Annotated in this window: 8 protein-coding genes; 6 read left to right on the top strand and 2 right to left on the bottom strand. The window is 67.2% G+C overall.

Features of this window, described 5'->3' with window-relative positions; all coding sequences use genetic code 11:
- The first annotated feature begins 297 nt into the window (after positions 1-297).
- The 4 genes from WS70_RS11055 to WS70_RS11040 all read left to right on the top strand — a co-directional run bounded on the left by WS70_RS11055 (position 298) and on the right by WS70_RS11040 (position 5,464).
- Positions 298-1,002: a response regulator transcription factor gene (locus tag WS70_RS11055; RefSeq protein ID WP_059474169.1), complete on the top strand. Its 705-nt coding sequence runs from the start codon at positions 298-300 to the stop codon at positions 1,000-1,002.
- Entirely contained in the window at positions 999-2,363 is a 1,365-nt protein-coding gene (locus WS70_RS11050) for a FecR family protein (RefSeq protein WP_059474170.1), read from the top strand. The genes WS70_RS11055 and WS70_RS11050 overlap by 4 nt, the downstream gene beginning before the upstream one ends.
- A 10-nt stretch (positions 2,364-2,373) precedes the next feature.
- Positions 2,374-4,767 carry a CHASE2 domain-containing protein gene (locus tag WS70_RS11045; RefSeq protein WP_059474171.1) on the top strand — a complete coding sequence of 798 codons (2,394 nt, stop codon included), beginning with the start codon at positions 2,374-2,376 and terminating at the stop codon, positions 4,765-4,767.
- A gap of 82 nt (positions 4,768-4,849) precedes the next feature.
- Positions 4,850-5,464 (top strand): DUF4136 domain-containing protein, encoded by a 615-nt coding sequence (locus WS70_RS11040; protein ID WP_059474172.1) that lies wholly within the window; start codon positions 4,850-4,852, stop codon positions 5,462-5,464.
- 58 nt (positions 5,465-5,522) lie between these two features.
- On the opposite strand, the gene galU is transcribed toward WS70_RS11040, so the two are convergent.
- Both galU and WS70_RS11030 read right to left on the bottom strand, forming a co-directional pair.
- A complete protein-coding gene (gene galU / locus WS70_RS11035; RefSeq protein WP_059474173.1) occupies positions 5,523-6,404 on the bottom strand; it encodes a UTP--glucose-1-phosphate uridylyltransferase GalU in 882 nt (293 codons plus the stop codon).
- 86 nt (positions 6,405-6,490) lie between these two features.
- Positions 6,491-9,358, bottom strand: coding sequence for a valine--tRNA ligase (locus WS70_RS11030; protein WP_059597800.1), 2,868 nt, complete (start codon positions 9,356-9,358; stop codon positions 6,491-6,493).
- A gap of 139 nt (positions 9,359-9,497) precedes the next feature.
- Between WS70_RS11030 and WS70_RS11025 the strand changes: the two genes are divergently transcribed.
- Both WS70_RS11025 and WS70_RS11020 read left to right on the top strand, forming a co-directional pair.
- Complete coding sequence (locus WS70_RS11025; RefSeq protein ID WP_059474175.1) at positions 9,498-11,858, top strand: UvrD-helicase domain-containing protein; 2,361 nt, start codon at positions 9,498-9,500, stop codon at positions 11,856-11,858.
- Positions 11,855-12,637 carry a 5'-methylthioadenosine/adenosylhomocysteine nucleosidase gene (locus WS70_RS11020; protein WP_059474176.1) on the top strand — a complete coding sequence of 261 codons (783 nt, stop codon included), beginning with the start codon at positions 11,855-11,857 and terminating at the stop codon, positions 12,635-12,637. The genes WS70_RS11025 and WS70_RS11020 overlap by 4 nt, the downstream gene beginning before the upstream one ends.
- Positions 12,638-12,639 lie beyond the last annotated feature (2 nt).

The following is a 12,639-nucleotide window of genomic DNA, read 5'->3' as shown; positions in this document are numbered from 1 at the left end:
GGGCAATCAGCCGGCAGCGCGGCGAGCGACTCGATCACCGTTGACATAATTACGCGGCGATACGCACATTTCTCAGGACGTTTTCATACTACCATCATGAAAACGCACGCTCAGGCGTGCCCCGTTTTTGAGATATGGGGGCATCGATCACTTAGAATACCGGTTCGCGCGTAGCGCGCCGGACAATCATCACCATTCAGCCGATAATGGCGGGTTATTACGAATCGGGGCTCGTGCGGGCTTGCCCATGGCCGCTCGGCGAACGCGGCCCGAATGGATTTCGTTTTGCGGGGTGCTATGAGAATTGCTGTACTGGATGACGATCAGGCCCAAACGGATTTTGTCAGTCAGACGCTGACGGCCGCAGGCCATACGTGCTATGCGTTCAAGGAAGGCAAGGCGCTGAAGAAGCGCCTGCAGCGCGAGACGTTCGATCTGCTGGTGCTCGACTGGAACGTGCCGGACATGTCCGGCGAGGAAGTCCTGAAGTGGGTGCGGGCGAACCAGGTCGAACATCGTTTGCCGATCATCTTCATGACGAGCCGCGACGACGAAGCGGGCATCACGCAGATCCTGAACGCGGGCGCCGACGACTACGTCGTGAAGCCCGTGTCCGGTCCGATCCTGCGCGCGAGGATCGGCTCGCTGCTGCGCCGCGCGTATCCCGTCAACGCGGAGTCGTCGATCCGCGAGTTCGACAACTACAAGTTCGACGCGAACCTGAAGCAGGCGTACGTCGGCGACAAGCCGGTGAGCCTCACGCAGAAGGAGTTCGAGCTCGCGCTGCTGCTGTTCCAGCACCTCGACCGGCCGCTGTCGCGCGCGCACATCCTCGATCTCGTCTGGAAGCAGGCCACCGACATTCCGTCGCGGACGATGGACACGCACATCTCGATGCTGCGCACGAAGCTCGGCCTGCGTCCGGAGAACGGTTACCGTCTCGCGCCGATCTACGGCTACGGCTACCGGCTCGAGCGCGTGACGCAGGGAGACGCCGAGTGAGCGCAAGCGGCATCGTGACGAAGTACGTGCTGACGGCGTGCTGCGCCGCGGCAGTGGCTCTGGCGGCGCAGCACGCCGCCGCGCAGCAGGCGAAGCGCCCGGCCGCGCAGACCGTCGACTACACGACGCGCAGCGGCGACACCCTGTACGACGTCGCGGCCCGCTACCTGCAAGGATCGGACGACTGGTCGCTCGTTGCGCAGCTGAACGACGTGCCGGTGCCGAAGCACCTGCAGCCGGGCGCCGTGCTGAAGCTGCCCGCGGCGCGGCTGCGCAAGGAGCGGCTGTCGGCGCGCGTGATCGCCGCGCACGGCGCGGTCGAGAGCGCGGGGCGCGGCTCCGCGCGGTTCACGCCCGTGGCCGTCGATGCGACGCTGACGGAAGGCGACCGCCTGCGCACGGGCGCGAACGCGTTCGTCACGCTCGAGCTCACGGACGGCACGCACCTGAGCATGCCGCCCGACAGCCAGATCGATCTCGCGACGCTGCGCCGTACGGTGCTGACGGGCACGCTCGAGCGCGTGATCGACCTGCGGCGCGGCTCCGTCGACAGCGAAGTCACCCACCTGAAGAAGAAAGACGATCGCTTCCAGATCCGTTCGCCGTCGGTCGTCGCCGGCGTGCGCGGCACGCGCTTTCGCGTGAATTACGACAAGGACGGTCGCGCGTCGACGACGGTCGAAGTGCTGGACGGCACGGTCGGCGTTGCGCCGAGCGCGAAGCGCACGACCGACACGCTCGTTCATGCGAACTTCGGCAACGTGTCGAGCGCGAACGGCGTGGTCGGCAACCCGATCGCGCTCCTTGGCGCGCCGCAGCTCACCGATCCGGCGAAGGTGCAGGACGAGCCGCAGGTGGCGTTCGATCTCGTGCCGCTGGGCGGCGCGCAGAACTACCACGTGCAGATCGCGCGCGACGCGGGCCTGTACGATCTCTTCCAGGAAGTACGCGTGAATGCGCCGCACGCCGCGTTTACGGACGTGCCAGACGGCACCTATTTCGTCCGTCTCTCTGCTGTCGATTCGCACGGCCTCGAAGGCCAGCCGCGCATCTACGCGTTCGAGCGCCGACGCTTCGGAATCAACGCGTCCGCGGCGCCCGCCGACGGCGGGTACACGTTCCGCTGGTCGACGACGGACGGCGGCTCCGCGGGCGGCGCGACGCGCTTTCGCTTCGTGCTGTCGGGGGCGAAGGATCTGAGCAACCCGATCGTAGACCAGGTCGACGCGCAGGGCGGGCGCATCGCCGTATCGAACCTGAAGCCCGGCGACTACTACTGGTCCGTGATCGCGGAGCGCTTCGAAGGCGGCCGTTTCTACGAGAAGGCCAGCGCGGTCAACGCGTTCACGATCGCGCGTTGATGGGCGGCGGATGAGATTCGACCGCACGCAACGGCGGCGGCTGCTCGGCCGCCGCTTTCTCGTCGAATGGATCGCGATCGGCTGTCTCGGGATCGCGGTGATCCTCGGGGGCGTCGCGGGCCGGATGACGGCGAGCGTCGATCGGATCATCTACGACCGCTTGCTGACGCTGCGCAAGCTGCCGATCGAGCCGAACATCGTGATCGTCGAGATCGACAACCGCAGTCTCGACACGCTCGGCCGCTGGCCGTGGCAGCGCAGCGTCCATGCGGAATTCCTCGACGCGCTCGCGAAGACGCAGCCGGCCGCCGTCGTCTATGACGTGCTGTTCACCGAGCCGTCCGCCGACGACAAGGCGTTGGCGAAGTCGCTCGATCTCGTGCCGACGTTCCTGCCCGTGCTGCTGAGCCCCGAGGAGGGCGATGGCACGCGCACCGTCAATCCGCCCGTGCCGGTGCTCGCGCAGCACGTCGCGGGCGCGGGCCACATCAATCTGGAAGTCGACCCGGACGGAATCGTGCGCAGCGTCGCGCTCTTCGAGAGCGACGGCCGGCACCGCTGGCCGCAACTGATGGTGCCCGTGTTCCACGCGCTCGAGAACGGCCAGCTGAAGCTCGCGCAGCCGGCGCCCGTCGCGCGGCGCGCGCACGACATCGCGCGGGACGACAACGGCGAATCCCGCTATTTCATTCCGTTCAGCCGCGCGTCGCAGAACTACCCGGCGATCTCGTTCGTCGACGTGCTCGCGGGCCGCGTGGATCCCGGGCAACTCCGCGGGAAGATCGTGATCGTCGGCGCGACCGCGTCGGGACTCTACGATCGCTTCGCGACGCCGATCTCGGGCGAGTTCGGCCCGCTGCCGGGCGTCTATATCCATGCGAGCGTGCTCGATACGCTGATGACGGGGCGCGCGATCTCGCCCGTGTCCGGCTGGCTCGTGTTCAGCGCGTCGCTGCTGCCGCTCGTCGTGCTGCTCGCCGGCTTCCTGATGCTGTCGCCGTGGCGCTCGCTGCTCCTCACGCTGAGCCTCGCGGCGCTCGCGGTCGCGTCGAGCACGGCGCTCCTCTACGAGGCGAGGCTGTGGCTGTCGCCCGCGCCGGCGATCTTCGGGCTGATCGCGGTCTACCCGATCTGGAACTGGCGGCGCCTCGAGATGACGATGTCGTACCTGCGCCACGAGCTGCAGCGTCTTGCCGACGAGCCGCATCTGCTGCCCGAGGCGCCGCGCGAGCGCAGCGAATTCGGCGGCGACGTGCTCGAGCGGCAGATGGCGCTGATGGCGCAGGCCGCGCAGCGCGTGCAGGACATGAAGCGCTTCGTTTGGGACAGCCTCGACAGCATGCCGGAACCCGTCGTCGTCACCGATCTCGCGGGTACCGTGCTGATCGCGAACCACGCGGCGAAGCGCTATTGCGCGCGGCTCAACGCGCCGGCGCCGGAAGGGCGGCCGCTGCGCGTCGCGTTCGGCGAGCTGTCGTTTACGAAGACGGTCGACGGCAACGCCGAGCATGACCTCGAGATCCGCACGCACTGGCCCGCCGCGCTCGACCCGACACGCGACTACGAGAACGACGTGATGGAGCGCGGCATCGAAGTTCGCGACCTGAGCGGGCTCGATCATCTGCTACGCTACGCGCCGTGCACGAACGCGCAGGGCAACGTGACGGGCTGGATCGCGAGCCTCGTCGACGTGACCGCGCTGCACGCGGCCGAGCGGCAGCGCGAGGAGGCGCTGCATCTGTTGTCGCACGACATGCGCTCGCCGCAGTCATCGATCCTCGCGCTCGTCGAGATCGAGCGGCAGCGGGCCGAATCCGATCACGCGCGCGGGCTGCTCGCGCGGATCGAGCGCTATGCGCAGCGCGCGCTGATGCTCGCCGACGAGTTCGTGCAGCTCGCGCGCGCCGAGTCGCAGACGTACCAGCTCGAAGCGGTGAGCTTCACCGACCTGCTGATCGACGCGAGCGACGAGGTCTGGCCGCAAGCGCAGGCGAAGCGGATTCGCATCGACACGTCGCTCGGCGACGAGCCGTGCTGGGTCGGCGCCGACCGCTCGCTGATGACCCGCGCGCTCGTGAACCTGTTGAACAACGCGGTCAAATACAGTCCGACGGATACGGTGATCACGTGTACGCTATCGGTCGAGCCGGACACGAGGCGCCTGCACTGCACGATCCGTGACCAGGGCTACGGCATTTCGCTCGAGGATCAGCGGCACCTGTTCGAGCGCTTCAAGCGGTTTCACACGAGCGAGCGGCCGGAAGTCGCCGGGTCCGGGCTCGGGATGGCGTTCGTCAAGACCGTGGTCGTGCGGCATGGCGGCGGCATCGGCGTCGACAGCACGCCGGGCGTCGGCACGGCGATTACCGTGTCGCTGCCGACGTTCGACGAGCCGCCGGCGTGACGTCGGCAGGATTCGACGCTCGGCGCGGGTGGGGCCCGTGCATGGGCGAATGAGTACGGGGCGAAGCGATATGGGAGAAGCTATGAAGATCTTGTGGGCGGGGGCGGCGCTGGCGGTCGCATGGTTGTCAGGATGCGCGTCGGTGACGACAGGCGTCAGCGCTTCGGCGGCGCCGGGCGCGCTCGCGGGCACGCGGACCTACGATTTCGCGCGGACGGCCGTGCAGGCCGACAACGCGGACTACCGGCAAGTAGAAACGCTCGTGCGCCGCGAGCTTGCGCAGCGCGGCTTCGACGAAGCGGCCGACGCGCAGGCCCGCTATCGCGTGACGATCGCCTATGCGACGCAGCCGGCATCCGTCGTGCTGACGATGCCGGGTTGCGGCGGCGCGCAGCAACCGGCGTGCGTCGCGGTCGACGGACCAGCGCCGTTCGGACTGCCGTTCGCGGGCACGATCTACCGGCACGTGCTGACGTTGCGTTTCGTCGAGCGCAGCAGCGGCGCCGAGGCGTATCGTGTCTCGGCGGCCGTGCAGGACCGGCGTCCCGACGCGCTGCGGGCGGCGCCCGCGCTCGTGCGCAGCGCGCTTGCGCGCGTGCCGTATACGGACGGGAATGGCTGGCTGGTCGAAACGAAGAAGCGCGACGCGGATGCGATGCCGGGCATCATATCGGTGAAGCCCGCCCGCTCGAACTAAGCGGGGGCGGGCGGTGGCGCGGCAGGCGGGCATGGCCGCCCGCCGCGCTTGACCGGGGTTACGGTTGCTGCGTTTCGCTGCGCGAGCGCAGATACGCTTCGAACTCGGTCTTCACTTCGGGATGGCGCAGCGCGAACTCGACCGTCGCCTTCAGATAGCCGAGCTTGCTGCCGCAGTCGAAGCGGGTGCCGCGGTACTTGTACGCGAGCACCTGCTCGTCGGCGAGGAGCGCCTCGATCGCGTCCGTCAATTGCAGCTCGCCGCCCGCGCCGGGTTTCAACGCGCGCAGGTGATCGAAGATCCGCGGCTTCAGCACGTAGCGGCCGACGACGCCGAGGTTCGACGGCGCGACTTCGGGCGCGGGCTTCTCGACGATCGCCGACATCTTGATGATCGAGTCTTCCCACTCCTTGCCGTCGACGATCCCGTAGGACTTCGTGTCCTCAGGCGGAATCTCTTCGACGCCGATCACCGAGCTGTGATAGTGGTCGAACACGTCGACCATCTGCTTCATCACGGGCGGGTCGCCGTCGAGCAGGTCGTCCGCGAGGATCACGGCGAACGGGTTGTCGGCGACGAGCTTCTCCGCGCACAGCACCGCGTGACCGAGGCCGAGTGCTTCCGGCTGACGCACGTAGAAGCAATCGACATGGCTCGGCTTGATGCTGCGCACGAGCTCGAGCAGCTTTTCCTTGCCGCGCGCTTCGAGCTCCGCCTCGACTTCATACGACTTGTCGAAGTGGTCCTCGATTGCGCGCTTGCTGCGGCCCGTCACGAAGATCATTTCGGTGATGCCCGCTGCAATCGCTTCTTCCACCGCATACTGGATCAACGGTTTGTCGACGACCGGCAGCATTTCCTTCGGGCTCGCCTTCGTGGCGGGCAGGAACCGCGTGCCCAAGCCCGCGACCGGGAAAACCGCCTTGGTGACTTTCAGCATGATTGAACCCTTGTTCCTCGTATTGATTCGGTCGAATCAAATGGTGATTGCAGCATTATAGTGAACGCAAGATTCCTTACGGACTGTTACGACGGCAGGCGGGCAAGCTGCGCGCTCAGTTTCGTCAATGTATTCCGAAACTCCGCGAGCCGCTTTTGCTCTTGTTCAACCACGGCGGGCGGCGCTTTTGCGACGAACGCCTCGTTGCCGAGCTTCGCGTTGCACTTCACGACCTCGCCTTCGAGACGCGCGATCTCCTTCGACAGACGCTCGCGCTCCGCCGCGACGTCGATCTCGACCTTCAGCACCAGCTTGTTGTCGCCGACGATCGCGATCGGCGCGCCGTGCGCTTCTGCGTCGAGCGCCGCTTCGTTCGCGAGGACGCGCACTTCGGACAGGCGCGCGAGCGCCTGGACGTACGGCGCGAACGCCTGCAGCTTCGCGGCGTCGCCGGCTGCGAGGAGCGGCACCTTGGTCGCGGGAGACAGATTCATCTCGCCACGAAGATTACGACATGCATCGACTACGGTCTTCAGTTCGGCCGCCCACTGTTCGGAGGCCTCGTCGAGCTTCTTCGGATCGGCGATCGGATACGCCTGCGTCATCAGCGACGCTTCGCCTTCCGCCGTGCACGCCGGATAGCGGCCGGCGAGCGGCGCGACTTTCTGCCACAGCGCCTCGGTGATGAACGGGACGATCGGATGCGCGAGACGCAACACCGTCTCGAGCACGCGCAGCAGCGTGCGGCGCGTCGCGCGCTGCTGCTCGGGCGCGCCGTTCTGGATCTGCACCTTCGCGAGCTCGAGGTACCAGTCGCAGTACTCGTCCCAGACGAACTTGTAGATCGCGTTCGCGATGTTGTCGAAGCGGTAGTCGGTGAAGCCCTTCGCGATGTCCGCCTCGACGCGCTGCAGGAGCGACACGATCCAGCGGTCCGCCGCCGAGAAGTCGAGATACCCGCCCGGGCCGCAGTCGCCCGCGCCGCACACTTCCGGCTTGTCGAAGCCGCAGTCGTGGCCTTCGCAGTTCATCAGCACGAAGCGGGTTGCGTTCCACAGCTTGTTGCAGAAGTTGCGGTAGCCTTCGCAGCGCGCGAGGTCGAAGTTCACGTTGCGGCCGAGCGTCGCCATCGACGCCATCGTGAAGCGCAGCGCGTCGGTGCCGAACGCCGGGATGCCGTCGGGGAACTCCTTGCGCGTCTTCTTCTCGATCGTCGCGGCCTGCTTCGGATTCATCAGGCCCGTCGTGCGCTTCGCGACGAGCGCGTCGAGACCGATGCCGTCGATGATGTCGATCGGGTCGAGCGTGTTGCCCTTGCTCTTCGACATCTTCTGGCCTTCGGCGTCGCGCACGAGGCCGTGCACGTAGACCGTCTCGAACGGCACCTTGTTCGTGAAGTGCGTCGTCATCATCACCATCCGGGCGACCCAGAAGAAGATGATGTCGAAGCCCGTCACGAGCACCGACGACGGCAGGAAGTGCTTTAGTTCCGGCGTGTCGTTCGGCCAGCCGAGCGACGAGAACGGCACGAGCGCCGACGAGAACCACGTGTCGAGCACGTCGTCGTCGCGCTTGAGCGGGCCCGCGTAGCCCTTCGCGGCGGCCTGCGCGCGCGCGTCGTCCTCGCTGCGCGCGACGAAGATCTCGCCGTTCTCGCCGTACCACGCGGGAATTTGATGGCCCCACCACAGCTGGCGCGAGATGCACCAGTCCTGAATGTTCTCGAGCCACTGGTAGTAGGTGCTCGTCCAGTTTTCCGGCACGAACTTGATCCGGCCGCCGCGCACGACGTCGAGCGACACTTCCGTGATCGACTTGCCCGGATGGAACGTGCCTTCCGGCGCGGGCTTCGTCATCGCGACGAACCACTGATCGGTGAGCATCGGCTCGATCACGACGCCCGTGCGGTCGCCGCGCGGCACCATCAGCTTGTGCGGCTTCACGGATTCGAGGAAGCCTTGCGCGTCGAGTTCGTCGACGATCGCGCGGCGCGCGTCGAAGCGGTCGAGGCCCCGGTATTGCCCGGGCGCGTTGTCGTTGATCTTCGCGTCGAGCGTCAGGATCTCGATCGGCTCGAGCTTGTGGCGCAGGCCGACCTGGTAGTCGTTGAAGTCGTGCGCGGGCGTGACCTTCACGACGCCCGTGCCGAATTCGCGGTCGACGTAGTCGTCGGCGATCACCGGAATCTCGCGATCGCAAAGCGGCAGCTTCACGTGCCGGCCGATCAGTTGCCTGTAGCGCTCGTCTTCCGGATGGACCATCACCGCGACGTCGCCGAGCATCGTCTCGGGGCGCGTCGTCGCGACGGTCAGGTGGCCCGAGCCGTCGGCGAGCGGATACCTGATGTGCCACAGATGGCCGTTTTCCTCTTCGCTCGCGACTTCGAGGTCGGACACGGCGGTAAGCAGCACGGGGTCCCAGTTGACGAGGCGCTTGCCGCGATAGATGAGGCCCTGTTCATAGAGGCGCACGAACACTTCGCGCACGACGTCCGACATCTTGTCGTTCATCGTGAAGTACTCGCGCGACCAGTCGGGCGATGCGCCGAGCCGGCGGATCTGGCCGGTGATCGTCGAGCCGGATTTTTCCTTCCATTCCCATACGCGCTCGACGAATTTCTCGCGGCCGAGGTCGTGCCGCGACACGCCTTGCGCATCGAGCTGGCGCTCGACGACGATCTGCGTCGCGATGCCCGCGTGGTCGGTGCCGGGCAGCCACAGCGTGTTGTGGCCGAGCATCCGGTGGTAGCGCACGAGCCCGTCCATGATCGTCTGATTGAACGCGTGGCCCATGTGCAGCGTGCCCGTCACGTTCGGGGGCGGCAACTGGATCGAGAAGTCCGGCCGGCTCGGGTCGAGCGCGGGAGTGGCATAGCCGCGCTTTTCCCATTCCGGCCCCCATTGGGATTCGATGGTCTGGGGCTCGAAACTCTTCGCAAGCGTGGTGTCGCTCATGGTAGGAAATTCGCCGAAAGGTGGGGTGATTGTTGCGGAAACCCTCGATTATAAATGGATGCGCATCCGCCGGGCGGCGCAGGCCGCGCGCGATTTATAATGTCCGGTCTGCGTCCATCCGTTCGACCGCCTTCTCTCCATGCCCGATCTGCTCGCAAACCTGAACCCCGAACAACTCGCCGCCGTCACGTTGCCGAACGAGCCGGCGCTGATCCTCGCCGGGGCGGGCAGCGGCAAGACCCGCGTGCTCATCACGCGGATCGCGTGGCTGATCCGGCATGGCTACGCGTCGCCCGCGACGGTGCTTGCCGTCACGTTCACGAACAAGGCCGCGCGCGAAATGATGGCGCGCCTGTCCGCGATGATGCCGATCGACACGCGCGGCATGTGGATCGGCACGTTCCACGGCCTCTGCAACCGGATGCTGCGCGCGCACTACCGCGACGCGGGGCTGCCGCAGACGTTCCAGATCCTCGACACGGCCGACCAGCTCTCCGCGATCAAGCGGCTGATGAAGGCGGCGAACGTCGACGACGAGAAATATCCGCCGAAGAACGTCCAGTACTTCATCAACAACGCGAAGGAGCAGGGGCTGCGTCCCGACCGGGTCGACGCGACCGACAGCTTCAACCGCAAGTTCGTCGAGCTGTACCAGGCGTACGAGCAGCAGTGCCAGCGCGAGGGCGTCGTCGATTTCCCCGAGCTGCTGCTGCGCTGCCACGAGCTGCTCGCGCACAACCCGCCGCTGCGCGCGCACTACCAGGCGCGCTTCAAGCACATCCTCGTCGATGAGTTCCAGGATACGAACAAGCTGCAGTACGCGTGGCTGAAGCTCCTCGCGGGCGGCCACAACGCGATCTTCGCGGTCGGCGACGACGACCAGTCAATCTATGCGTTTCGCGGCGCGAACGTCGGCAACATGCGCGATTTCGAGAACGAATTCCGCGTGCGCAACCTGATCAAGCTCGAGCAGAACTACCGGTCGCACGGCAACATTCTCGACGCGGCGAATCATCTGATCGCGAACAACGCGCACCGGCTCGGCAAGAACCTGCGCACCGACGCGGGCCACGGCGAGCCGGTGCGCGTCTACGAGGCGGCGACCGACGCGCAGGAAGCGGCGTGGATCGTCGAGGAGATCCGCTCGCTCGTGAATACGGGCCTCGCGCGCAGCGAGGTCGCGGTGCTGTACCGGAGCAACGCACAGTCGCGCTCGATCGAGCACACGCTGATGACGGCGGGCATCCCGTATCGCGTGTACGGCGGCCTGCGCTTCTTCGAGCGGCAGGAAGTGAAGCACGCGCTCGCGTACCTGCGCCTCATCGACAATCCGAGCGACGACACCGCGTTCGCGCGCGTCGTCAACTTCCCGACGCGCGGGATCGGCGCGCGCTCGATCGAGCAGCTGGCCGACGCCGCGCGCCTATACGACTGCTCGATGGCGGCCGCGATTCCGTACGTGACGGGCAAGGCGGGCACGAGCCTCGGCGCGTTCGCGAACCTGATCGCGAAGATGCGCGCGGAAACGGCGCAGATGAGCTTGCCCGAGACGGTCGAGTACGTCGTGCGCGCGAGCGGCCTCGCGGACTTCTATCAGGGCGAGCGCGAAGGGCAGGATCGCCTCGAGAACTTGCAGGAACTGGTGAACGCGGCCACCGCGTTCGTCTCCGAGGAAGGCTACGGGCTCGACACGCCCGCGCGGTCGATTCCGCTGCATGCGCGCGCGAGCGCGGCGCCCGAGCTCGCCGCGGGCGACGCCGATCCGGCCGATGCGGTGCTCGCGCCCGCGAACCTCGCCGATCCCGCGCAGAACCCCGATGCGATGACGCCGCTCGCGGGCTTTTTGTCGCATGCGTCGCTCGAGGCGGGCGACAACCAGGCGCAGGCGGGCCAGGATGCGGTGCAACTGATGACCGTCCACGCAGCGAAGGGGCTCGAGTTCACCGCGGTGTTCATCACCGGGCTCGAGGAAGGCCTGTTCCCGCACGAGAACAGCGCGGTCGAATCCGACGGCCTGGAGGAAGAGCGCCGGCTGATGTACGTCGCGATCACGCGGGCGAAGGAGCGGCTCTACCTGTCGTTCGCGCAGAGCCGGATGCTGCACGGCCAGACCCGCTACAACATCCGCTCGCGCTTCTTCGACGAGCTGCCGCAGCACGTGCTCAAGTGGCTGACGCCGAAGGTCGAAGCGGGCGCCCGCTGGGGCGGTCGATCGGACAACGCAGGCTGGGGCCGCGACTGGTTCGCGCGGCCGGGCGGCGCGCGCGACAGCGTCGTCGACGCGGCGGTGTCCGCGCCGCTGCCCGCGTTTGCGAACCAGCAGCGCGAGGCCGAAAACGGCTTCCGGATCGGCCAGCAGGTGTTCCACACGAAGTTCGGCGAAGGCACGGTGACCGCGCTCGAAGGCAGCGGCGCCGACGCGAAGGCGCAAGTCAAATTCAAGCGGCACGGCGAGAAGTGGCTCGCGCTCGCGGTCGCGAAACTGCAGGCGGTCGAATGATTCAGCAGACGTTTTCGAACCGGCCGCTCGGCATCCTCGCCGCGCTGCCGGAGGAGTTGGGCGACCTCGTCGCCGCGATGCGCGACGACGGCCCGGTCGACACAGTCACGCTCGGCCAGCGCGATTACCACGCCGGCGTTGCGTACGGCGTGCCGTGCGTCGTCACGCTCGCGCGAATCGGCAAGGTCGCGGCCGCCGCGACGGCGAGCGCGCTCATCCATCGCTTCGACGTGCGCGCGGTCGTGTTCACGGGCGTCGCGGGCGGCGTCGCGAGCGACGTGAGCGTCGGCGACGTCGTCGTCGCCGACACGCTGCTGCAGCACGATCTCGACGCGTCGCCGCTCTTTCCGCGCTTCGAGGTGCCGCTCCTCGGCGTCACGCGCTTCGCCGCCGACGCCGCGCTCGCCGCGCAGTTGAAGGCCGCCTGCGCGCGCTTCGTCGAGGACGAGGGCGATGCGCTGAACCTGCGCTTCCGGCTGCGCGGCGCGCGCGTGCGCGCAGGGCTCATCGTCAGCGGCGATCGCTTCGTGTCGAGCGAGCGCGAAGTGACCGCGCTGCGCGACGCGCTGCCGGATGCGCTCGCGGTCGAGATGGAAGGCGCGGCGCTCGCGCAGGTGTGCCACGAATACGACGTGCCGTGCGCGATCGTCCGGACGATTTCCGATACCGCCGACGATCACGCGAGCGCGTCGTTCACGACCTTCCTGACCGACATCGCCGGCACGTATTCGTCGGGCATTCTGAAGCGCTTTCTCGCCGCGCATGCGAAGGCGGCTTGATT

Origin of the sequence: Burkholderia mayonis, from assembly GCF_001523745.2 — a bacterium.
In the GTDB taxonomy this organism is placed as follows: Bacteria; Pseudomonadota; Gammaproteobacteria; order Burkholderiales; family Burkholderiaceae; genus Burkholderia; species Burkholderia mayonis.
The sequence above is the reverse complement of the archived record's forward strand: the minus strand, read 5'-3'. Positions and strand labels throughout refer to the sequence as shown.

Bases quoted from the DNA above. Each gene is read 5' to 3' on its own strand.
- WS70_RS11025 (WP_059474175.1), top strand. From the start codon at position 9,498: ATGCCCGATCTGCTCGCAAACCTGAACCCCGAACAACTCGCCGCCGTC.
- WS70_RS11055 (WP_059474169.1), top strand. From the start codon at position 298: ATGAGAATTGCTGTACTGGATGACGATCAGGCCCAAACGGATTTTGTC.
- WS70_RS11020 (WP_059474176.1), top strand. From the start codon at position 11,855: ATGATTCAGCAGACGTTTTCGAACCGGCCGCTCGGCATCCTCGCCGCG.
- WS70_RS11040 (WP_059474172.1), top strand. From the start codon at position 4,850: ATGAAGATCTTGTGGGCGGGGGCGGCGCTGGCGGTCGCATGGTTGTCA.
- galU (WP_059474173.1), bottom strand. From the start codon at position 6,404: ATGCTGAAAGTCACCAAGGCGGTTTTCCCGGTCGCGGGCTTGGGCACG.
- WS70_RS11045 (WP_059474171.1), top strand. From the start codon at position 2,374: ATGAGATTCGACCGCACGCAACGGCGGCGGCTGCTCGGCCGCCGCTTT.
- WS70_RS11030 (WP_059597800.1), bottom strand. From the start codon at position 9,358: ATGAGCGACACCACGCTTGCGAAGAGTTTCGAGCCCCAGACCATCGAA.